A 20,436-nucleotide genomic window follows, 5' to 3' on the forward strand; every position below is an offset into this window, starting at 1 on the left:
GCTCACAGGTTGCGCGAAGTGAACCGCTGCCTGCGTCTGTTGACGGTGCTTTCGATAATGGCACCTTGCGTGAGCCTGGCCGACAGCCCTATCGACCCTCACGCCGACCTGCTGTACCGCCAGGCCCTGCCGTTTCTGGAGCAGGCTGACACCCAGGCCAGTACCTTCAGCCCGCAAGCCAACGCAACCCAGGACGACCTGTTGCGCCAGGGCACGACACTGGTGCAAACCCTGACGCCAGGTGTGGAGCTGCTGCGCAAGGCAGCGTCGCTCAACCACCCGGTGGCCGAGTACCGACTGGCGCTTTACTACATGACCTACCTGAGCCCCGCCGAAGTACCGGCACAGGCCTGCCCGCTACTTGCCGCCAGCCTCAGCCAGGGGTTCGCACCGGCCTCGCTGCAGATAAACTCGCTGTGTAGCGAGTACCGCGACAGCGATGCCTATCGGGCAGCGCTGAAGAAAGCCGTACAAGATGCCACGCGCTATGCCACCTACTACCCGCAACCGGCCATGCGCCTGGAGTGCCGACCGCAAGGCCGTCGGGGGCTGACGCTGCAATGGGGCCAGCAACGTGACTTTCAGGCCGAGGTCTATCGACTGCTCGGTGCCGTCGACCGACCGCAGCGCCAGATGTGGTACCGCAAGGCGGTTGATGCCAATGGCTGCGCAACCGCCCAGCATCGCCTGACCAGCCAGCGCTGAGTGAGGTGGCCTGCGCCAGTTCGCAGCCTGACAAGATCGCTCAAGCAGCGCAGCTGGCACTCTGGCATGCTATGCCCCCCTGTTCAGTCGCGTTTGTAGACCATGACTCACCCACACCTCGCCCGCCAGGCATTCATCCATGGCGCCATTGCCATCCTGCCGCTGTCGTTGGCCGTTGCGCCCTGGGGCCTGCTGGCCGGCTCGATGGCCATTGAAGCCAACCTGACACCCCTTGAAGGTCAGGGGCTATCGGCAATTGTCTTCGCCGGTGCCGCACAACTGGTTGCCATCGGTATGCTCAAGGGCGGCGCGAACCTGTTTTCGATCATCCTGACCACCCTGCTACTGACCTCACAGCACCTGCTCTACGGTCTGTCGATGCGCCCCGTGATTTCTGACCTGCCTGTGCGCTGGCGGGTGGGGCTGGGCTTTCTGCTGACCGACGAATTCTTCGCCCTGACCAGCCAGTACGACAAACAACAGTTCAACCGCTGGTATGCGCTGGGCGTAGGCCTGACCTTCTACGTGGCCTGGAACCTGTTCACCCTGGCCGGCATCGTCCTGGGCCAGAACATTCCGCACCTGGACAAACTGGGCCTGGACTTCTCCATCGTTGCCACGTTTGTAGCCTTGATTGCGCCACTGGTACGCAACCTGCCGACGGTGGTGTGCGTCGCGGTTTCGCTGTTCAGTTCAGTGCTGTTCAGTTTCTGGCACTGGGAAACAGCGCTGGTGCTGGCCGGCCTGCTGGGCATGAGCGCCGGTTTCATCTGCCAGAAACTGAGCGGAGGCCGCTCATGATTTTCCTGCTGATCGTCGGCATGGGGCTGGTCGTGTTTCTCAACCGCTACGCCTTTCTCGAGCCCCGCCTGCCATTGCGCCTGAGTTCAAATGCGCGGCAATTTCTCGGTTTTGCCGTGCCCGGCATGCTCACCGCTATCTGCGGGCCGATCATCTTCATGCCCGACCACCAGCTTGACCTCAACCCGGCCAACCCCTACCTGGTGGGCTCGATGGTGGCAGTCGTGCTGGTGTTGTTGACCCGTAACACCTTGATCAGCATGCTGCTGAGCATGGCGTTTTTCTTCGTCTTTCGCTGGTGGATGAACGGTGCGGCGTGAAGCAGTGAAGGCTTGCCAACGATAGCATCGCCGGCAAGCGGGCTTGTGTAACTAGCCTTCTGACTCGGCATCGGTGTGTTCAGCGGCCTGCTCAGGGGCTTCGACCGAGGCTACGTTGTCAGGGGCTTGTTGCTGAGCGGCGAAGATCGCTTCATAGCGCGCCTGCAGGCGATCACTGCCGCCTTCGGCCAAGGCCAACGTAGAGGCAAGACTCAATACACCCATCAGGGCAAGTCGGGAACATTTCAAACGGGTTTCTCCAATGACTGATTTGCCACACGCGGTGCGGCACTCGAAAGTGAGTCCAGGCAGTGTCGATGTGTAGGATTATCGGCTGATTAACGGGTAAATCCCGGCTGGATATTGCACATAAGTCGACCTGTCAAATAGTAACAATATGTTCAAAGACTAGGCGCGATTGTTTATGCTGGCGCACTTACGCAATGGCTCATAGCCACACCGACAAGTAACCGTGCATGAAACTATTTCTCGTTCTTCTGTTCGTTTTTTCGATTGCCTATGTCCACCTGCGCGGTCGCGTTCGACACAAACTGACCCGTCAGTTGGGCGACCACTCCAGCTTCCTGGCGCCCGTCAACGTCTTCCTCTACCTGTTCTCCAGGCTGCCCGCCCGGCCCTACCTCAGCACCGATTCATTTCCCGAGCTCAAACCCCTGCAGGACAACTGGGAAGCCATCCGCGAAGAGGCCCAACAGCTCCTGAATGTCGGCGAAATCAAAAGCTCGCAGCGTTATGACGATGTGGGCTTCAACTCATTTTTCAAAAGTGGCTGGAAACGTTTCTACCTGAAGTGGTATGGCGAAAGTCACCCTTCGGCGATGAAGCTGTGCCCACGTACCACAGAGCTGCTGCAAGGTATCGGCACCGTCAAGGCAGCCATGTTCGCCACCCTGCCACCGGGCTCGAAACTGGTTCGTCACCGCGACCCCTATGCCGGTTCTTACCGCTACCACCTGGGCCTGGACACCCCCAACAGCCCGGACTGCTACATCGACGTGGACGGTGAGAAGTACCACTGGCGTGACGGTGAAGGTGTCGTGTTCGATGAAACCTATATTCACTATGCCGCCAACCAGACGGATCAAAACCGCATCATTCTGTTCTGCGATATCGAGCGTCCCCTGAAGTACCGCTGGGCCACTGCGTTCAACCGCTGGTTCAGCCGCAATGTCATGGCCGCGGCTGCCGCGCCGAACGCTGACGGGGACAAGACCGGCGGCATCAACCGCCTGTTCACCCGGATCTACAAGATCCGCGAGCGCGGCAAGGCACTGAAGAAACGCAACCGCGCACGTTACTACGCCGAAAAATGGGCGGTAGTGGCCGTGTTGGCGCTGATCTTCATTTATATCTGACCCGTTATGGCGGCGCCGACACAGTCGGCGCCCACGTCTTGCAAAGGCTGCCCACGTCCCTGCCCTGCGCCTATCGACCAACGGCGCAGCAACTGCCGAAAAACTAGCTTCACTGTTCATTTTGTCGAAACACACAAGGTGAACACCATGTTGGACTGGAACGAGTACCGTAAACAGCTGACGGCCGGCATTCGCGACCTCAAGCAACTCTCACCGGACACGGTCAGCGGCTACCTGACCGCCAGTGCTGCCGGCGAAAAAACCAACCACCTCGACGCCAAGACCCGCGAACTGATCTCTCTGGCCGTGGCCGTCACGACCCGTTGCGATGGCTGCATTGCCGTGCATTCGGCACAGGCCGTGAAACACGGTGCCACCCGGGAAGAAATTGCCGAAGCATTGGGCGTTGCCATCGCAATGAACGCGGGTGCAGCACTGGTTTACTCGGCACGGGCACTGGATGCGGTAGGCAAGGTCGAGCCATAATCCCGCCATCGCCAGGCTGGCGCGACACGTCCGTTGCAGCCAGCCCACCCGCACGCCCCCTCCGAGAACAGCATGATTCACATCCGCCCCATGACCGCCGCCGACTTCGAGCACTTCTGGCCGACCTTCAAGGCCATCGTCGGCGCCCGCGAAACCTATGCCTTCGACCCCGCCATCACTGTCGAACAGGCACGCCAACTGTGGCTGGAAATGCCCTTGCATACCCTGGTAGCCGAGGAAAACGGCGAACTGCTGGGCTCCTATTACCTCAAGGCCAACGCCGCCGGCCCAGGCGCCCATGTGTGCAATTGCGGCTACATGGTTACCGAGGCCGCACGCGGCCGAGGCGTAGCGCAGGCGATGTGCAAACACTCTCAGCAACTGGCCCGCGATAACGGTTTCATGGCGATGCAGTTCAACTCGGTAGTGTCGAGCAACGAAGTGGCCGTGGCCCTCTGGCAAAAGCTTGGTTTCGAGGTGGTCGGGCGCCTGCCCAAGGCCTACCAGCACGCACGGCTGGGCTTGGTGGATTGCCTGGTGATGTACAAATGGCTAGGCGAAGCTATGCCGCATGAGCAGCCAAAACTGATTGGTCGCAAGAATATCGAGGCGGTGGTGTCCCGGCGTCGCGGCCGTTGATTACGGCTGCCACATAACCTGGCGCACGCCCGTCAAGCGGTGACGCCAAACAAAACACCGACCCCCGCCGTCAGGCCCATGGCCAGTGCGCCCCAAAAGGTCACGCGGGCTGCAGCCGTTACGACAGACGCGCCACCGGTGTAGCCTGCCAACACCCCCAGAAGCATCAGAAACAGCAGCGAACTGCCAGCCACGGCATACATCAGCAGCGATTGCGGCACCCATAGAACGATCAGCAGTGGCAGTGCCGCACCGACTGAAAACGAACCTGCAGAGGCCAGGGCAGCCTGCACCGGTCGCGCGGCCAATGCTTCGGAAATGCCCAGTTCATCGCGGCCATGCGCACCCAGCGCATCGTGTGCCATCAACTGTGTGGCGACGCGGCTGGCCAATTCTTTATCGAGCCCGCGACCAACGTAGATCTCGGTCAACTCGGCGTGTTCATGTACAGGATCAGCCGCCAGCTCCTTGCGTTCCCGGTCCAGGTCGGAACGCTCGGTATCCGCCTGCGAACTAACCGACACGTATTCGCCAGCGGCCATCGACATCGCCCCCGCAACAAGGCCTGCAACGCCGGCGATCAGAATACTTGCAGCACTTGCGCCGGCCGCCGCCACACCCAGGATCAGGCTGGCAGTGGAAACAATACCGTCATTGGCGCCAAGCACAGCGGCACGCAGCCACCCTATACGATGAGTTTTATGGACTTCGATGTGCCTCATGAGTGACTCCCTATGCAGAAAACAAGCGCGGTACAAGCATAGCGCTATGCGGTCCGCCCAAGGCACTTAACACCCTCCCGCATTGTGCGCTACCGCACCGACGTTTCCGGGTATTGAGCGCAATGTTGATCACAGTCGTTGAATGGCGTGTGGTCGCGTGTTCCAAGCCCTTTCTGTATGCCCCCACGCGCTCAGCAGTCAGCAGTCAGCAGTCAGCAGTCAGCACAAGAGGAGATGTGAAGTGAGTACCCTGAACACGTTCAACGCCATCGTTGGCCTGGCCTGTGGCTTGACCCTCAGCGCATGCGCTGAACTCTATCCCCCAAACAACACCTCAACCCCGATCTACAACAGCCCAGAAGTCATCCAGACAACATCAGCCTATTCTGGCCGTGGTGTCGTGCAATCGATTGTCCCAGCCAATCAGGGCTACCAGGGCTTGGCGGGTACGGGTTACGGGCTAGGGACACTGATCGGTGCCCTCGCCGGTGGACTTGCCGGCAGCCAAGTAGGGTCAGGCACCGGCAAAACGGTTGCGATGGTCGCGGGCACAGCAGGCGGCGCCTACGTGGGACACCAACTGGAACAGCGTAATCAGCAACCTGCCAGCTACGCGATTACCATCCGCATGGACAACGGCTCCTACCAGACCCTGAACCAAAGCTCGACTGGCGGTCTGAAAGTTGGCGACCGTGTCAGGATCCAGAACGGATTATTGCAGCGGGACTAGGCAGGGCTACACCGGTGAGCACGTTGACGAGCGTCGCAGAAAGCGGTCGGCCGGGAGCTTGAACCAGGCATCCCGGTTAGCCAATGCAACCAGAATCTGGTTAACCTTCAAGCTGGCGACCTCCATGTTGTTCAACGACTGCACCACGGCATTCCAGTCCTTGTGCTGTGCCTTGTGTGGCGCTTCCCAATGTAGATACAAAAATGACGCAGTCAGCGCAACGTCCTGTGTCCGAGGTCAGCGCGCAAGCTCGGCAGCGTCAGCCAGTGCGTCACTGAACGCCGCATGGTAATGCTGGCTGCCAATGGCTTGCAGGATGCCTACCCTGCCGAGCTTGCCCAACACCTTGGCATTGGCTTCACAGAGTTTTACGACAATGTGCCGCTTGTGCAGTTGCTGGATGACTTCTTCGAGCATTTGCAGGCCGGTGATGTCCATGAACGGTACGTGTTTAAGGCGCAAAATCAGTACGACGGGATCGGTATGCGTCTGGGCCAGGGCACGCTCAAAGGTTTCCGCCGCACCAAAGAACAGCGGCCCCTCGACGGTGTAGATCAACACGCCAGGCGGCAGGTGCTGGTGACCGTTCTGGCGCAGTTCGTGTTCGAGCTCGTGCTCGACGACCTGCTGCACCTCGACGGAGGATGCCATGCGCCGCATGAACTGCAGCATCGCCAGAATCACGCCGATGTTCACGGCGATCACCAGATCGCTGAATACGGTAAGGGTGAAGGTAATGAGCAGAATCGCTACATCAGCGCGCGGGGCACGTTGAACCATACGCTTGAAGTGTTTCAACTCGCTCATGTTGTAGGCGACAACGAACAGGATGGCCGCCAGGGCGCACAGAGGAATGTTCGAGGCCAAGGGTGCCAGGAACAGAATGATCAAGACCAGGGTAATGGCATGGGCAATACCGGCCAGCGGGCTTGTACCGCCATTACGGATATTGGTCGCGGTACGGGCAATCGCGCCGGTCGCGGCAAACCCACCAAACAGAGGGGTTGCCAGGTTGGCGATACCCTGGCCGATCAGCTCCTGATTGGAGTCGTGCCGAGTGCCGGCCATTCCGTCGGCAACCACAGCGGAAAGCAGCGATTCGATGGCCCCCAGCATGGCGATCGCAAACGCCGGCCCAATCAGGTCAATAACACGCGCCAGGGTGATCTGCGGCGGGTTGAAGTCGGGGAAACCTTGAGGGATACCGCCGAAGGCACTGCCAATCGTGGCGACGCCATCGAAGTGAAACAGCGACTGGATCAGCGTCGCAACCACCATGGCAACCAATGGCCCGGGAAAGCGTTTGAGCGCTGCAATTCTGGGGGTGATCAGCACCAGGAACAGGCTGAGCAACGCCAACGACGTCGTGGCCATGTGCAGGTTCGGCAGCGCGAGCAGCAAATGCCAGAATTTCTCGTGAAAGTACTCACCGGTAATTGCCGGCAAGCCGAAGAAGTCCTTCCACTGACCCACCCAGATGATCACGCCGATGCCCGCGGTAAAACCGACGATCACCGGGTCCGGGATGAACTTGATGATTGCACCCAGGCGGGTGATGCCCAGCAGCAACAGGATGACGCCGGCCATCATCGTGGCAATGTGCAGGCCCTCGACACCGTGGGTCGCGGTGACACCTGCCAGGATGACGATAAATGCCCCCGTCGGGCCGGCAATCTGCAGCCGGCTGCCGCCAAAGATCGACACCAGCAGGCCGCCAATGATTGCGGTGTAGATGCCTTGCTCGGGCTTGACTCCCGAGGCGATGGCAAACGCCATGGCCAACGGCAGTGCAACCACCCCGACAACCACCCCGGACACCAGATTGCCTAGCCAATGCTCGCGCCCGAACAAGCCGGCTTTCCATGCTTCACGTATCGCAATCATGCCAGGCTCCTTAACGGCTGCATGTTCATACTAGTAGCATGAGTGCGACCCGTACGCGGCATTCCTCTACTAAGCGTCCCGGTTAGCCAGCGCAACCAGAACCTGGTTAACCTTCAAGCTCGCGACTTCCATGCTGTTCAACGACTGCACCACGGCATTCCAATCCTTGTGCTGCGCCTTGTGCAACGCCTCGCTTGCGGACTCGTGGCAGAGACGGTGCGGATCGTCGAGCTGGCTGAATGACCGATCATTTCGGTAGGTTTCCTGGGTTTCAGGCGTGAGGTACCACTTCCCGAGACGGCAGTTCTTGTGGTCCGAGAGCTCAAGGTTCTGGTCTTGATTGAACAGGCGCAGATAGACCATCAACTTGAACAACAGGTGATCAAGCTTGACCGCCTCACAGAACGAACTGAGCGCGATATTCTCGATCAAGCCGGTCATGTGGTCGCCCATCACCACCATTTCATCCAGGGTCTGCGCCGACGACGACACATCGCTGGCCAGGCGGGTTGCCTCGGTGGACAGGTTACCGATCGAGGCGCTTGCCGCCGCCGTATCGGTGTTGATGCCATCCACCAGGACGCTGATGTCCTGGGTCGCCTGATGGGTGCGTTGCGCCAGCGCCCGGACCTCATCGGCAACCACTGCAAAACCACGGCCCTGTTCACCGGCACGCGCCGCCTCGATGGCCGCATTCAGTGCCAGCAGGTTGGTCTGGTCAGAAATCGCCTTGATCAAGCCAACGATGTTGCTGATCTCACTCACGCGGGTCTTGAGTTGGCTGACACTCTCCACGCTGCTCACGCCCTGCTCTGCCATGTGCGTGAGCGAACTGGAGAACGAGGACAGCATCTCGGAGGTTTGGGCAAATACACCGCTATTGGCCTTGAGGTGGTCCACTTCGCCGCGCAGAATTTCTGCCTGATGGACCACGCCATCACGGGTCTGCTTCATGGACTCATCGAACATGCCCAGCTTGTCATGCAGCTCACTCTGGTAGCGGCTGTAACCATTGAGCGCAGCCTGTTCGGCCTGGGTCTGGGCAACCAGATCGGCCAATTGCCGGTTTTCCTGGCGCAAGGCTTCGTTTTCTCGGCGCAACGCGACCAGCTCATCGTCCTGCTCGGCAACTCGCGTTCGCCATTTACCACTAAACATCGCAACCGCTCCTTAGCACCCGTGTGCCAAACGTCATGGTGTCAGTAATCAAAACGCGGGCCTGAAGTCGGTGCACCTTGATCGTATCGAGGAACTTTAAACGCGTCACACTGACGCAGCATTGACATCAATCAGCCATCATCCAAGTATTCAATACTGTTATCAACCATGAGGCAGGCGCACATATCAAACAGCAGCAACTGAGCACGGTCGGCTTGAACGTTGATTCATGTCAGTGAACTGCAACAGGCGTTGCTGTACATAGCCCGTCCACCTTCGTAGGGATGCAGTGCCATGTACGAGTCCAACCAGGCAGCCCGAATCATCTGCAGCAATGAAGTGCTAGCCGACCAGCTGCGCCCGCTGCTGGCTAACATCGCGCCAGACTGCGAGGTGCTGGTTGTACCGAGTGATTGCAGTGCCGCCCCCCTTTGTCGCTGGCTAGGTGACGCGCACCTCGGGTCGACCGGGCGAGTACACGCGGCCTTGGTCGAAACGACCGAGGTTTTGGAGCAGACGCGTCATGCCTTCAAATCCCGCGAACTGGGGATGTTACGGCGGCGTCTGGTTGGGCTGCTGGAGAAGTTGTCAGACAATCCAGAATGATGTAATTATGCCATCAGTAGGTTCCGCTAGAAGCGGGAGCCGGCTTTGCCGAGCAGGACATCGGGCCTGAAAGACGAAGCGCCGTGACCATGCGTTCTTGAGCAGAATGCAGGGGCACGGCGCTTTTTTTTCAGCAGAAAACGTATCTGTACAAGTACAGGGCCATGTGAATGAAGGTGACAGCAGATCTGACGGAGTTGCTTAAACGTATTCGCCTCGACCAAGAGGAAATCGCCGAGCGCTTTCGCTTTCTAGACTGGAGCGCAGCGGATGCCGAGCGTCTCAGCGCAGCAGCAGCGCGCATGGCCCCTGCTCAGCCGACGTTCATCAATCGGCTGTACCGTCACCTGGAGCAGTTTGCCACACCGTCTGCACTGCTGCGCACGCCCGAGATCACTACCCGCCTGAAGCACAGCCAGGCGGAGTACTACCAGCGCTTGTGGGCTGGTCTCTACGATGATGCCTACATCAACAGCCGCCTGCGCATTGGCGTGATCCACCAACAGGTCGGCCTGGAGTTGAAATGGTACCTGGGCACCTACCGTCTGTACCTTGACGATATGCTTGCCAGCCTATTCGGTGACAGCGATCAGGCCACGCTTTACTCAAGCCTGTTGAAGGCCGTGTTCTTCGACATGACCCTGGCCATCGACACTTACAGCGCAGCGCAGCACAAGGCGCTGGAAGACAGCGAAGCACGCTTCGCCCGTGCACTGCGCGGTGCCAACGACGGCATCTGGGACTGGCACATCGACCAGGATCGACTGTATGTATCCGAGCGTTGGGCCAGCATGCTCGGCCTCAGCCGCGACAGCATGGGCGAGAGCAGTGCCAGTTGGTTCAACCGCGTTCACCCGGACGACTTGCCGGATTTTCGTCAAGCCATCGATGCTCACCTGCAAGGGCTGACCGCCCTCGTGCACCATGAGTACCGTATCCGCCAAAGCAACGGTGACTATACCTGGGTACTGGTACGCGGGGTCGCCGAAGTCACCACACCGGGCCAGTTACGCATGGCCGGCTCGCAGTCCGATATCAGTGCCCGCAAAGACGTCGAGCAACGCCTGATGCATGCCGCTCACCATGATCCGCTGACCGGTCTGGCCAACCGCATACGCCTTGATGAGCAAATGCAGAAGACCATCATGAAAGAACGCAGGGGCGGCGACTACGAAGCTCTGTTGTTCATCGACCTCGACCGCTTCAAGCTGATCAACGATAGCCTCGGCCACAGTGTCGGTGATCGCGTGCTGGTCGAAGTGGCCCAGCGCCTGAGAAACGCGCTGCGTCCCAGTGATCAACTGTTCCGCTTCGGCGGCGACGAATTCATCGTCCTGCTTAGCGACCTCAGCTGCAGCCTTGACGCCGAACACATCTCCCAGCGCATTCTGGACAACCTGCATCAGCCGCTGCATATCGACGGCCATACCCTTGTGGTCAGTGCCAGTATTGGCATCGCCCCCATGCACGAACATGGCAAGGCGCTGGATGTCGTGCAGGCCGCCGACCTTGCCCTCTACAGCGCCAAATCTGCTGGCAAGGCACGCTTTGCCCACTACAGTGAAGCCTTGCAGGACGATGCACAGCACCATCTGGAACTGGAGTCCGCGCTGGGCCAGGCACTCCAGCACGATGAATTCGAACTGCACTACCAACCGATCTATCGCCTGGACCAAGGGGTACCACAGGTGTGCGGGGTGGAAGCACTGCTGCGCTGGCGCCAGGATGAACGCCTGATTTCACCCCTGGAGTTCATTCCAGCGCTGGAGGAATCAGGAGAAATCATCCACGTCGGCGAATGGGTACTGCGCCAGGCCTGCCAGCAGACCCGCACCTGGCAGATGGAAGGACATGAGCACATCCGCTGTTCGGTGAACATTTCCAGCCTGCAACTGCAACAAACCGACTTCACCCCCAGGCTGATCGATATCCTGCAGGAAAGCGGCCTGCCCCCTGCCAGCCTGATCCTGGAAATTACCGAAAGCCAGTTGATCAATGAGGACTCGAACACCTTGGCCTGCCTGAATGAACTGGCCAGCCTGGGCGTATTGTTGGCGTTGGACGACTTTGGCACCGGATACTCCTCACTCGGCTATCTCACGCGCTTTCCACTGCACATTCTCAAACTGGACAAGAGCTTCATCGGCGGTATCCCGTTCAATAGCAAACAAGGCACGATCAGCCAGGCGATCATCGGCCTTGGCCGGAACCTCGGCCTGGAAGTCGTCGCCGAGGGCATCGAAACCCCGGCACAACTCGATTTTGTGCTCAATGAAGGCTGCCACTATGGCCAGGGTTACTGGTTTAGCCAGCCACGACCGGCCGACCAGATGCAACGCCTGTTCAACACAGCGAACAGCTTAGAGGCGCGGTGATGGGCTGGCTGCAGGTACTCACTTCAGCCTTTGCGCGTACTGGCACTCGGCGATGCAATGACTAGACTCATGGCATTACATTCAGCATCGGGTAAAGACCATGCGTTACACCCTGTTTGAACAGCAGAAAGACTTGATCATCCTCATCGCACGCCTTTTGCTGATGACTATTTTTGTCATGTCTGGCTGGAGCAAGCTGACCAACTTCGAAGGTACTGCAGGCTATCTTGCGTCGCTTGGCGCACCGATGCCGCCCGTGGCAGCAGGGATCGCAATACTGATGGAGTTCTTCGTCGGCATTGCCCTTGTAGTCGGTTTTTTTACCCGGCCACTGGCGGCATTGATGGCGTTGTTCGTGCTGGGGACGGCACTCATTGGCCATCCTTTCTGGAGCATGCCTGAGCCCGACAAGGCCGCCAACATGATCCAGTTCTACAAGAACATCAGCATCATGGGAGGCTTGTTGCTGCTCAGCGTGACAGGCGCAGGCAAGTTCTCGGTCGATCGGCAGTAACCCGATCCCCCCATGATTCAGTGCAAACGCGCCTACACCCCAGCAGCCGCGGAAGACGGGTACCGCGTTCTGGTTGATCGGCTGTGGCCGCGAAATTGTCGGAAAGACCAGCTGTTGCTGAACGCGTGGCTGCAGGACGTTGCACCCTCTACGCACTTACGCAAGGCCTTCAAGTCCGGTGAACTGGATTTTGCCCAGTTCACCGCGGCCTATCGGCAAGAGCTGGCCGCACATCCGGAGTATTGGCAAACGCTTTTGCCCCATGCCGAAAAGGGTACGCTTACCCTTGTGTTCGCAGCCAGGGATCCGCAGGCAAACAATGCCGTGGTCCTCGCCGACTGGCTGGAAGAGGCACTTGATCGATCGGCAGGCGCAAGCTCGCCTGTGTGCTACCTGGGTGACTTCCCAGAGTACTGATGAAAGTGAAGTGGGTTTTAGGGGCTTGTACATGACGCAGGTTGGCTATTTTCCGGTATTTTCCGGGTGGCCTCTGGATTGCATAGATACGTCGCTGAGTTATCCTTTATATTCGTAAGGTTTTTAGCACTCACGCGCCTGGGACGATGGCCATCAACCATCCCCTAACTGCGCTGATGGAGCAGTGTCATGATTGGGCGGCGCGAATGAACCCTTTTGCACTACAGCATGACCAGAATGTGCTCATTGCCGAGCAAGTTCGTACCGACCGCTTGCATCTGCTGTTCCGTCAGTCCGTAACGGCGGTGGTCGGCAGCTTCATTGCCGCCTGTATGCTCTGCTGGCTGTGCTGGGAACGTGCGGATCAATCCGTCATTCTGTTATGGATCTCACTGCTCGGTGGCGCAACACTGCTGCGCATCGGCTTGTTCCTGGCCTACTTTCGCAGCCATGAGCGCGAACGCATTCCTGACCGCTGGGAAGGCAAGTACTGGATCACCCTGGTGCTCTCTGCCGGCCTCTGGGGGCTCGGCGCGCTGGCGATAATGCCCAGTGATGACCTCCTGGCGCAGGCGATCGTACTGCTGTTTACCGTCGGCATGGCCGGCAGCGCCGTGTCCTGCTACTCGGCGTACCGGTCCATGACCTTGTCGGCCATGGGGCTGGTCTTGCTGCCGTGCACGCTCTGGCTACTGCTTCAGCCATCGGCGATGCAGGTCGGCATGGCCATCGCCGCCCTGCTGTTCTCGGCATCCATCGTGCGGGCGACGCGCGAGCTCTCCGAGGCGCTGGAGAAAGCCTTTCGTCTAACCCATGAAATGGAGCACGCACACCGCATTGCCAGCTATGCCGCGCAGACCGACGAACTCACCGGTCTGAACAATCGCCGCGCATTTTTCGAGCATGCCCAGCAACTCTATAGCTACTGCAAGCGCAATCAGCGCCCTCTTTGCGCCCTGGTGCTGGACATCGACCACTTCAAGCAGATCAACGACACACACGGGCACCAGGCCGGTGATGAGGTTCTGCGCCAAATAGGTGCAGTGATCCGGGCGTCCTTTCGCGAATCGGACGTCTACGGCAGGCTTGGCGGTGAGGAGTTCGCGGTACTGCTGGCAGATACCACCCTGGAGGCAGCGCTACGCATTGCCGAACAGCTTGGAAAATCGATTGCCGAGATGCCGTTGATGCTCGAAAAAACAAGAACGCAACGCCTTACCGCAAGCCTCGGGGTAGCCTCGGCGAGTGCCGAGGATATGGACCTGCACGACCTGTTGAACAATGCCGACAAAGCCATGTATCGCGCCAAGGCCCTCGGCCGCAATCAGGTGGTTGCGGCCGAGTAACCCTCCTCGTCCTTTTAACGAGAATACTGGCGCTACCCCAACAACTCCCGCAGCCGATACCACAACATCCCCAGCGCCAGCAGCGGCGAGCGCAAGGCCGGGCCACCGGGGAAGGTCATGTGCGGCACTTTGCTGAAGATGTCCAGGCCATGGCTGTGCCCGGCATGAATCGCTTCGGCCAGCAGTTTCGCGGTCCAGTGAGTGACGTTCAGGCCATGGCCTGAGTAGCCCTGGGCATAGAACACGTTGGGGTGCTGCTGCAAACGCCCAACCTGGGGAAAACGGTTGGCCGTAATGCCGATCTTGCCGCCCCATTGGAAGTCGATGCGCACGTCGGCCAGTTGCGGGAACACCTTGAGCATTTTCGGTCGCATGTAGCTGGCGATATCCGCCGGGTCGCGCCCGGAATAGTGACACGCGCCACCGAACAGTAAGCGCCGGTCAGCGGTCAGGCGGTAATAATCCAGGCCGACTTTCTGGTCACACAGGGCCAGGTTCTGCGGGATCAGCGCGTTGGCCACGGCGGGCGCCAGCGGCTCCGTGGTAATGATGTAGCTGCCAGCAGGCAGCACCTTGCCGCTCAGGCGCGGTTCCAGGTCGTCCAGGTGCGCGTTGCACGCCAGCACCAGGCTTCCCGCCTTGACCGTACCCTTGGCACAACGCACCTGTACCGTGTCGCCGTGGATCAGTTCCAGCACCGGGCTTTGCTCGTAGATACGCACGCCCAGTGATTCGGCCAGACGCGCTTCAGCCAAGACCAGATCAAGGGGATGAAGGTGGCCCGAGCCCATGTCCAGTAAGCCACCGGCATAAGCGTCCGACGCCACGACCTGGCACATGTGCTCTGGCCTGATCAGTCGGGTTTCATGGCGGTAACCCAAGGCTGCGAGGCTTTCCTGCTCCTCGCTGAAGGCGGCGAACTGCGCAGGCGTATTGGCCAGCTCACAGAACCCCCAGCGCAGGTCGCAGTCGATCGCGTGTTCACGAATCCGCGTGCCGACCACCTCGACCGATTCAATACCCGCGCGCTGCAGGTAGCGCACGCCCTCCTGGCCGACATGACGAGCAAAGCCTGAAACGTCGTGACCGATTCCGCGAATCAATTGGCCGCCGTTGCGCCCACTGGCGCCCCAGCCGACTCGCCGGCCTTCGAGCAGCACCACCGAGAGCCCCCGCTGGGCCAGCTCAATCGCGGTGTTGACCCCGGTAAAGCCGCCGCCGATCACACAGACATCGGCGATAACATCCGATGCCAGTGCGGGATAGGCAGCCATGTGTTTCGCCGTTGCGTAATAGTACGAACGGGCATGTTCCGACGACGTTGCCATGGTACGTGCTCGACTCATTGGTTGGATTTCACTTTGCTCCAGGCGCGGGTCATCAAGCGCATGATCGCAGGCGGCAGCGTTTGCGAGATGTACAGCTTGTCCAGCACGGCTTGCGGCGGGTAGACCTCCGGGTTGCTGGCAAGCTCGGCCTCCATGTACGCCTTGGACGCCGGGTTCGGGTTGGCATAACCAACGGTGCTGCTCACGCTGGCGATCACTTTTGGCTCAAGCAGGTAGTTGATGAAGGCATGGGCTTGTGTGGTGTTTTTGGCATCGGCGGGAATCGCCAGCAGGTCAAACCACAGGTTGCTGCCTTCCTTGGGAATGGCGTAGGCGATGTGAACACCGTTTTTTGCATCCTTGGCACGGTTGGCGGCCTGGAACACATCACCTGAGTAACCCATCGCCACACAGATATCGCCGTTGGCCAGGTCCGTCACGTATTTGGAGGAATGAAAATAGGTGATGTACGGCCGCAAGGTCATCAGCTTGGCTTCGGCCTTCTTGTAGTCTTCAGGGCGGGTGCTGTTCGGGTCCATGCCCATGTAGTTGAGTACCGCCGGAAACAGCTCATCGGCCGAGTCCATCATCGCCACGCCGCACTGGCTGAGCTTTTTCAGGTTCTCGGGCTCGAACAGCACGGCCCAGGAGTCGATGTGGTCTACACCCAGCACCTGCTTGACCTTGTCGACGTTGTAGCCGATGCCGTTGGTGCCCCACAGATAGGGCACCGAGTGCGCGTTACCGATATCGTTCTTTTCCAACAGCTTGAGCAGCGCCGGATCGAGGTTCTTCCAGTTGGGCAACGCGGCGCGGTCCAGTTTCAGGAACGCGCCGGCATTGATCTGGCGCGCCAGAAAGTGGTTGGACGGTACCACCACGTCGTACCCGGTACGGCCTGCCAACAGTTTGCCCTCCAGGGTTTCATTGGAGTCGAATACGTCGTAGATCACCTTGATCCCGGTTTTGCCCTGAAAGTCAGCGAGCGTGGTCTCACCGATATAGTCGGTCCAGTTGTACACGCTGACACTTGGCTGAGCCTGGGCAAGCGTACCGAACAGCAAGGCAAAGCCCGCCGGAACAACGGTTTTCATAAGACGCATATCGACACCTTTCATATTGTTTTATCGATGGGTATGACGTGGCCGAAATCAGACGCTGAGCAATAGGAACTCACGCTCCCATGAGCTGATGACCCGCTTGAAGTTCTCGTGTTCGGCACGTTTCACCGCGACGTAACCGCGCACGAACTTACTGCCCAGGTAGCGCTCGATGGTCGGGCAGTCTTCCATGTGCGCCAGCGCGTCCTCGATGGTGATCGGCAGGCGCAGGTTGCGGCGCTCATAGGCTCGGCCCTGCACGGCGGCACTCGGGTTGATCTGCTCGACCATGCCCAGATAACCACAGAGCAAGCTGGCGGCAATCGCCAGGTAGGGGTTGGCATCCGCCCCTGGCAGGCGGTTTTCCACGCGCATGGCTTCAGGGCTGGAGGTCGGTACACGCAGGCCCACCGTGCGGTTTTCTTCGCCCCACTCCACGTTCACCGGCGCCGAGGTGTCCGGCAGGAAGCGGCGGAACGAGTTGACGTTGGGTGCGAACATCGGCAGCACTTTCGGGATGTACTTCTGCAGGCCGCCGATGTGGTGGAGGAACAGTTCGCTCATCTTCCCGTCGGCATCGACAAAGATCGGTTTTCCGCTGGCGATGTCCACAACGCTCTGGTGCAGGTGCATGGCACTGCCTGGCTCATCCCCTATCGGCTTGGCCATGAAGGTGGCGGTGACGTTGTGCTTGAGCGCAGCCTCGCGCATCGTGCGCTTGAACACGGTGATCTGGTCAGCCAGGTCCAGCGCATCGCCATGACGGAAGTTGATTTCCATCTGCGCCGGGCCGTCTTCGTGGATCAGTGTGTCGAGGTCCAGGCCTTGGGCTTCGCACCAGTCATAGACGTCTTCAAACAGCGGGTCGAATTCGTTGGCCGCGTCGATTGAAAACGACTGACGACCACTTTCGGCACGGCCCGAGCGGCCCAGCGGGGCTTGCAGCGGCAGGTCCGGATCGTCGCAGCGCTGGGTCAGATAGAACTCCATCTCGGGCGCGACGATGGGCTGCCAGCCTTTGTCGGCATACAGCTTCAAGACGTTCTTCAGGACATTGCGCGGCGACAGTTCGATCGGGTTGCCGAGCTTGTCGAAGGTGTCGTGAATCACAATGGCGGTCGGCTCGATGGCCCACGGCACTGCATAGATCGCGTTTGAGTCTGGCCGACAGATCATGTCGATATCGGCCGGGTCGAGCAGGTCGTAGTAGATTTCGTCGTCGACGAAATCGCCGGTCACCGTCTGCAGCAGCACACTTTCCGGCAGGCGCATGCCCCGTTCATGCAGGAACTTGTTGGTGGGCGCGATCTTGCCACGGGCAATCCCGGTCAAATCGCTGACCACGCACTCCACTTCAGTAATCTTGTGTTCTTTCAGCCAGGCGGACAGCTGATCGAAAGGGGTATTCATAAAAACCTCGTTGTTGTTTTGGGGTGGCACCCGACATGGCGCCTTCTACGCATCGCGGGGTGCATGGCTTCCCCTGCGTCGCGTTGAGGACTATCTTGGGCGAGCGATCGGGCTTCGATCTATCCACTTTGAACACAACAAAATGCACCAATGTAGTGCATTGAAGGTTTCCCATGACGTCGCTGAACCCCTTGCGTGTCCAGGCTTTCACCACCGCCGATGTTGCTGAACAGGTGCGTGCGACCCCTGGCTGGGCGCAGCACTATCAGCAAATGTCACCTGGGCATTTCGCGGGATTGGTGCGCTGCCTGGACCTGCAGGGCGTGGACGTCTACGAAGAGCGCATGAACACTCGCGTAGAACAGAGCTTCAGCGCACCCAGTGGCTCACTGGCGTTCTGTTTCGACCGCAGCGACAACAGCCTGTACGTGTTGAACGGCGAGAGCCGCAATATCTGGATCACGCCGGAGAACTACCAGGAAGTGGCCGTGGTGTTTGGCCCGGAGTTCGTTCGTAGGCACGGGCTGGATGTCGCCGCGATGGAAGGCCTGTTCATGGCGCCGCTCAACTCCCAGCAGAATGCCTTGTTCAGCAGTTGGCTGAGCAGCACCCTCACCCGACTCTCGCAAAGCCTCGACTCACCCAACGAGGGCGCACTGGCCGAGCAGTTGCTGGAAGACTGTTTGTTCATCCTCGACAACGCCTGTGCCCGCCTTGGGCAGAACGAGCTGTGGCGGCGCACCGAAGAGCGCAACATCATGCGCAGGGTATGCGAGTGGGCGGCGGACTCACCCGAGGAAACCGTCAACCTGCTGGAGCTCTCGCACATTGCGGGGGGATCGTTGCGCCAACTGCAGAGCGCCTTCAAAGCCTATACCGGCATGACCCCGACCCACTGGCTACGCCTGCGTCGCCTCAACGGCGCACGACGCGAACTGCTCAAGGCCCGCGATGTGACCGTGGCGGAAGTGGCAATGCGCTGGTCGTTCTGGCACCTGGGACGGTTTTCCAGCAGTTACCAGGCACTGTTCAAGGAGCTTCCGAGTGAGACACTGAAGCGCAACGGGTTCCGCTTGCCCCTCAAACACGGCTAACCCGGCGGTGCATGGATGCGAACACCGGTAACCGGCAAGCTTTCCACCCGGATGAGTCTATAGTGTGAAAGTTTGTTGCCACCTGCCTTGATGAGACTCGATGAACAGCTTTGACTGGCTCCCCACAGACGCAATCCACCTGTTCTTTGTGCTGTTCCTGTCTTTCCTCATCGGGCTGGAACGCGAAGAGCACAAGACCAACAATGACCAGTATGCGTTTGGCGGCGTCCGTACCTATCCACTGATAGGCCTGATCGGTTACTCGATTGCAGTGTTGAACAGTGGCGAACTGCTGCCGCAAGCGTTGGGCTTTGCCGTTGTGGCCGCCTTCCTGTTACTGGCCTACTGGCACCGACTCTCCTCTACCGGATCACCCGGCATCACCTCGGAAATGTCCGGGCTGACCACCTACCTGGTGGGCGCCCTGATCTATCACGAGATGTTCTGGCTGGCCACCGCGCTGACCGTGTCGAGCATCATCCTCCTGGAGCTGAAGACACAGCTGGAAAACCTGGCCAAGCGCATTGAAACCACGGACATCCTGACCTTCGCAAAATTTCTCCTGCTGTCCGCAGTCATCCTGCCACTGTTGCCGAACACACCGCTCACCCCGTTTCAGATCAACCCCTTCACCACCTGGCTTGTTGTGGTTGCTGTGAGCGCATTGTCGTATGGCAGCTATGTGTTGCAGCGCGTGACAAAAAACCAGAGCAGCGTGTTGATGTCGGCACTCGTGGGGGGCGCCTATTCATCGACTGTGACCACGGTGGTGCTTGCCAGGCGCTCGCAGCAGGAAGAACAGGCGCACCTTTATTCTGGCGCCATCCTGATTGCATCGGGCGCCATGTACTTGCGCCTGGCGGCCCTCCTGGCCCTGTTCAACCGCGACCTGATGAGCCGCCTGGCACTTCCGTTCATTGTCCTGGGCAGTATGGCGATACTCATCGGTTGGCTATGGTCGCGAAAAGGATACGCCGGGGCGACGACGATAAAGCCACTTGAACCCAAGAACCCGCTGGAAATCAGTGCCGCGCTGCTGTTTGCATTTCTGTTTGTCGGCATGCTGGTGGCAACACACCTGGCAATCGAATACTTGGGGTCCGTGGGCATCTACTCACTGGCCTCGGTGATGGGCGTCACCGATGTAGACCCGTTCATTCTCGGCATGACGCAGTCTGCCGTGAGCAGCACCCCACTGTCGGTCGCAGCCTCCGCCATCATCGTTGCAGCGGCCAGCAACAACCTGGTCAAGGGGATCTATGCCTTCACCCTGGCCTCCCGCAAAGCGGGCGTGGAAAGCCTGTGCTTCCTGCTAGGCCTGGCAGCCGGGGGGTTGCTGCTCCTGCTGTAGCGCTGCATGAACAGCCACACGGTTGCGGCCTGCGGCTTTCGCGCTATACAACGCCTGGTCCGCGGCCCGAACCA

The 20,436-nt window shown here is 59.5% G+C and carries 22 protein-coding genes and 1 pseudogene; 14 read left to right on the plus strand and 9 right to left on the minus strand.

Translation table 11 applies throughout. From position 1 onward, the window contains the following. Window positions 1-57 precede the first annotated feature (57 nt). The 3 genes from CYD26_RS04690 to CYD26_RS04700 all read left to right on the plus strand — a co-directional run bounded on the left by CYD26_RS04690 (window position 58) and on the right by CYD26_RS04700 (window position 1,826). The gene (locus tag CYD26_RS04690; RefSeq protein WP_371917189.1) at window positions 58-705 is read left to right on the plus strand and encodes a sel1 repeat family protein; all 648 of its coding nucleotides are present in this window, start codon (window positions 58-60) and stop codon (window positions 703-705) included. Window positions 706-807: 102 nt separating this feature from the next. Then, window positions 808-1,506 (plus strand): AzlC family ABC transporter permease, encoded by a 699-nt coding sequence (locus CYD26_RS04695; protein ID WP_102051905.1) that lies wholly within the window; start codon window positions 808-810, stop codon window positions 1,504-1,506. Beyond that, entirely contained in the window at window positions 1,503-1,826 is a 324-nt protein-coding gene (locus CYD26_RS04700; protein ID WP_099775162.1) for an AzlD domain-containing protein, read from the plus strand. Before CYD26_RS04695 ends, CYD26_RS04700 begins: the two co-directional genes overlap by 4 nt. Window positions 1,827-1,877: 51 nt before the next feature. Here CYD26_RS04700 and CYD26_RS24950 read toward each other — a convergent pair whose 3' ends face one another. Then, window positions 1,878-2,075, minus strand: coding sequence for a co-regulatory protein PtrA N-terminal domain-containing protein (locus tag CYD26_RS24950; RefSeq protein WP_145991779.1), 198 nt, complete (start codon window positions 2,073-2,075; stop codon window positions 1,878-1,880). Between the two features lie 227 nt (window positions 2,076-2,302). Here CYD26_RS24950 and lpxO point away from each other — a divergent pair, with 227 nt between their 5' ends. The 3 genes from lpxO (at window position 2,303) to CYD26_RS04715 (ending at window position 4,327) form a co-directional block, all read left to right on the plus strand. Continuing rightward, a complete protein-coding gene (lpxO, locus tag CYD26_RS04705; protein ID WP_065758656.1) occupies window positions 2,303-3,202 on the plus strand; it encodes a lipid A hydroxylase LpxO in 900 nt (299 codons plus the stop codon). Between the two features lie 147 nt (window positions 3,203-3,349). Next, window positions 3,350-3,688 carry a carboxymuconolactone decarboxylase family protein gene (locus tag CYD26_RS04710; protein WP_065758655.1) on the plus strand — a complete coding sequence of 113 codons (339 nt, stop codon included), beginning with the start codon at window positions 3,350-3,352 and terminating at the stop codon, window positions 3,686-3,688. A 72-nt stretch (window positions 3,689-3,760) separates the two neighbouring features. After that, complete coding sequence (locus CYD26_RS04715; RefSeq protein WP_102051906.1) at window positions 3,761-4,327, plus strand: GNAT family N-acetyltransferase; 567 nt, start codon at window positions 3,761-3,763, stop codon at window positions 4,325-4,327. Window positions 4,328-4,359: 32 nt separating this feature from the next. Here the strand turns inward: CYD26_RS04715 and CYD26_RS04720 are convergent, their stop codons facing one another. Continuing rightward, window positions 4,360-5,049: a VIT family protein gene (locus tag CYD26_RS04720; RefSeq protein ID WP_102051907.1), complete on the minus strand. Its 690-nt coding sequence runs from the start codon at window positions 5,047-5,049 to the stop codon at window positions 4,360-4,362. Window positions 5,050-5,290: 241 nt separating this feature from the next. On the opposite strand from CYD26_RS04720, the gene CYD26_RS04725 reads away from it, so the two are divergent. After that, window positions 5,291-5,779, plus strand: coding sequence for a glycine zipper 2TM domain-containing protein (locus CYD26_RS04725; protein ID WP_158240123.1), 489 nt, complete (start codon window positions 5,291-5,293; stop codon window positions 5,777-5,779). A 6-nt stretch (window positions 5,780-5,785) separates the two neighbouring features. Here the strand turns inward: CYD26_RS04725 and CYD26_RS24955 are convergent, their stop codons facing one another. From CYD26_RS24955 to CYD26_RS25805, 4 genes and pseudogenes are all read right to left on the minus strand, one after another. After that, entirely contained in the window at window positions 5,786-5,980 is a 195-nt protein-coding gene (locus CYD26_RS24955) for a hypothetical protein (protein WP_145991780.1), read from the minus strand. Window positions 5,981-6,016: 36 nt separating this feature from the next. Further along, the gene (locus CYD26_RS04730) at window positions 6,017-7,663 is read right to left on the minus strand and encodes a SulP family inorganic anion transporter (protein WP_099775165.1); all 1,647 of its coding nucleotides are present in this window, start codon (window positions 7,661-7,663) and stop codon (window positions 6,017-6,019) included. Between the two features lie 69 nt (window positions 7,664-7,732). Then, a complete protein-coding gene (locus CYD26_RS25800; RefSeq protein ID WP_371917191.1) occupies window positions 7,733-8,125 on the minus strand; it encodes a CZB domain-containing protein in 393 nt (130 codons plus the stop codon). Window positions 8,126-8,128: 3 nt separating this feature from the next. Next, window positions 8,129-8,404 (minus strand): annotated as a pseudogene (locus CYD26_RS25805) (methyl-accepting chemotaxis protein); the annotation flags it as partial. 711 nt (window positions 8,405-9,115) lie between these two features. On the opposite strand from CYD26_RS25805, the gene CYD26_RS04740 reads away from it, so the two are divergent. From CYD26_RS04740 to CYD26_RS04760, 5 genes are all read left to right on the plus strand, one after another. Further along, entirely contained in the window at window positions 9,116-9,427 is a 312-nt protein-coding gene (locus tag CYD26_RS04740; RefSeq protein WP_065758650.1) for a hypothetical protein, read from the plus strand. Window positions 9,428-9,597: 170 nt separating this feature from the next. Continuing rightward, entirely contained in the window at window positions 9,598-11,802 is a 2,205-nt protein-coding gene (locus tag CYD26_RS04745; RefSeq protein WP_102051909.1) for a bifunctional diguanylate cyclase/phosphodiesterase, read from the plus strand. Between the two features lie 100 nt (window positions 11,803-11,902). Next, complete coding sequence (locus tag CYD26_RS04750) at window positions 11,903-12,316, plus strand: DoxX family protein (protein WP_065758648.1); 414 nt, start codon at window positions 11,903-11,905, stop codon at window positions 12,314-12,316. 12 nt (window positions 12,317-12,328) lie between these two features. Continuing rightward, window positions 12,329-12,733, plus strand: a complete 405-nt coding sequence (locus CYD26_RS04755) for a DUF488 domain-containing protein (protein WP_099775169.1) — start codon at window positions 12,329-12,331, stop codon at window positions 12,731-12,733. A gap of 206 nt (window positions 12,734-12,939) precedes the next feature. Next, entirely contained in the window at window positions 12,940-14,079 is a 1,140-nt protein-coding gene (locus CYD26_RS04760; protein WP_102051910.1) for a diguanylate cyclase, read from the plus strand. A gap of 32 nt (window positions 14,080-14,111) precedes the next feature. Here the strand turns inward: CYD26_RS04760 and CYD26_RS04765 are convergent, their stop codons facing one another. From CYD26_RS04765 to CYD26_RS04775, 3 genes are read right to left on the minus strand one after another with little or no spacing between them, the layout of a single operon-like run. Continuing rightward, complete coding sequence (locus tag CYD26_RS04765) at window positions 14,112-15,407, minus strand: NAD(P)/FAD-dependent oxidoreductase (protein ID WP_371917190.1); 1,296 nt, start codon at window positions 15,405-15,407, stop codon at window positions 14,112-14,114. A 14-nt stretch (window positions 15,408-15,421) separates the two neighbouring features. Then, window positions 15,422-16,510, minus strand: coding sequence for a polyamine ABC transporter substrate-binding protein (locus CYD26_RS04770; protein ID WP_102052009.1), 1,089 nt, complete (start codon window positions 16,508-16,510; stop codon window positions 15,422-15,424). 48 nt (window positions 16,511-16,558) lie between these two features. Beyond that, entirely contained in the window at window positions 16,559-17,917 is a 1,359-nt protein-coding gene (locus CYD26_RS04775) for a glutamine synthetase family protein (RefSeq protein ID WP_065758644.1), read from the minus strand. Window positions 17,918-18,090: 173 nt separating this feature from the next. Here CYD26_RS04775 and CYD26_RS04780 point away from each other — a divergent pair, with 173 nt between their 5' ends. Both CYD26_RS04780 and CYD26_RS04785 read left to right on the plus strand, forming a co-directional pair. Then, entirely contained in the window at window positions 18,091-19,011 is a 921-nt protein-coding gene (locus CYD26_RS04780; protein WP_102051912.1) for a helix-turn-helix domain-containing protein, read from the plus strand. Window positions 19,012-19,111: 100 nt separating this feature from the next. After that, window positions 19,112-20,362 carry an MgtC/SapB family protein gene (locus CYD26_RS04785; RefSeq protein ID WP_102051913.1) on the plus strand — a complete coding sequence of 417 codons (1,251 nt, stop codon included), beginning with the start codon at window positions 19,112-19,114 and terminating at the stop codon, window positions 20,360-20,362. Window positions 20,363-20,436 lie beyond the last annotated feature (74 nt).

The organism is Pseudomonas sp. FFUP_PS_473, from assembly GCF_002858665.1.
GTDB classification, from domain to species: domain Bacteria; phylum Pseudomonadota; class Gammaproteobacteria; order Pseudomonadales; family Pseudomonadaceae; genus Aquipseudomonas; species Aquipseudomonas defluvii.

Excerpts from the sequence above, each read along its gene's own strand:
- CYD26_RS04695 (WP_102051905.1), top strand. The coding sequence starts at position 808 with ATGACTCACCCACACCTCGCCCGCCAGGCATTCATCCATGGCGCCATT.
- CYD26_RS04690 (WP_371917189.1), top strand. The coding sequence starts at position 58 with ATGGCACCTTGCGTGAGCCTGGCCGACAGCCCTATCGACCCTCACGCC.
- CYD26_RS04715 (WP_102051906.1), top strand. The coding sequence starts at position 3,761 with ATGATTCACATCCGCCCCATGACCGCCGCCGACTTCGAGCACTTCTGG.
- CYD26_RS04775 (WP_065758644.1), bottom strand. The coding sequence starts at position 17,917 with ATGAATACCCCTTTCGATCAGCTGTCCGCCTGGCTGAAAGAACACAAG.
- CYD26_RS04700 (WP_099775162.1), top strand. The coding sequence starts at position 1,503 with ATGATTTTCCTGCTGATCGTCGGCATGGGGCTGGTCGTGTTTCTCAAC.
- CYD26_RS04745 (WP_102051909.1), top strand. The coding sequence starts at position 9,598 with ATGAAGGTGACAGCAGATCTGACGGAGTTGCTTAAACGTATTCGCCTC.
- CYD26_RS04720 (WP_102051907.1), bottom strand. The coding sequence starts at position 5,049 with ATGAGGCACATCGAAGTCCATAAAACTCATCGTATAGGGTGGCTGCGT.
- CYD26_RS04760 (WP_102051910.1), top strand. The coding sequence starts at position 12,940 with ATGAACCCTTTTGCACTACAGCATGACCAGAATGTGCTCATTGCCGAG.
- CYD26_RS04730 (WP_099775165.1), bottom strand. The coding sequence starts at position 7,663 with ATGATTGCGATACGTGAAGCATGGAAAGCCGGCTTGTTCGGGCGCGAG.
- CYD26_RS04770 (WP_102052009.1), bottom strand. The coding sequence starts at position 16,510 with ATGCGTCTTATGAAAACCGTTGTTCCGGCGGGCTTTGCCTTGCTGTTC.
- CYD26_RS04755 (WP_099775169.1), top strand. The coding sequence starts at position 12,329 with ATGATTCAGTGCAAACGCGCCTACACCCCAGCAGCCGCGGAAGACGGG.
- CYD26_RS04740 (WP_065758650.1), top strand. The coding sequence starts at position 9,116 with ATGTACGAGTCCAACCAGGCAGCCCGAATCATCTGCAGCAATGAAGTG.
- CYD26_RS04750 (WP_065758648.1), top strand. The coding sequence starts at position 11,903 with ATGCGTTACACCCTGTTTGAACAGCAGAAAGACTTGATCATCCTCATC.
- CYD26_RS25800 (WP_371917191.1), bottom strand. The coding sequence starts at position 8,125 with ATGGTGGTGATGGGCGACCACATGACCGGCTTGATCGAGAATATCGCG.
- CYD26_RS04785 (WP_102051913.1), top strand. The coding sequence starts at position 19,112 with ATGAACAGCTTTGACTGGCTCCCCACAGACGCAATCCACCTGTTCTTT.
- CYD26_RS04780 (WP_102051912.1), top strand. The coding sequence starts at position 18,091 with ATGACGTCGCTGAACCCCTTGCGTGTCCAGGCTTTCACCACCGCCGAT.
- lpxO (WP_065758656.1), top strand. The coding sequence starts at position 2,303 with ATGAAACTATTTCTCGTTCTTCTGTTCGTTTTTTCGATTGCCTATGTC.
- CYD26_RS04710 (WP_065758655.1), top strand. The coding sequence starts at position 3,350 with ATGTTGGACTGGAACGAGTACCGTAAACAGCTGACGGCCGGCATTCGC.
- CYD26_RS04765 (WP_371917190.1), bottom strand. The coding sequence starts at position 15,407 with ATGGCAACGTCGTCGGAACATGCCCGTTCGTACTATTACGCAACGGCG.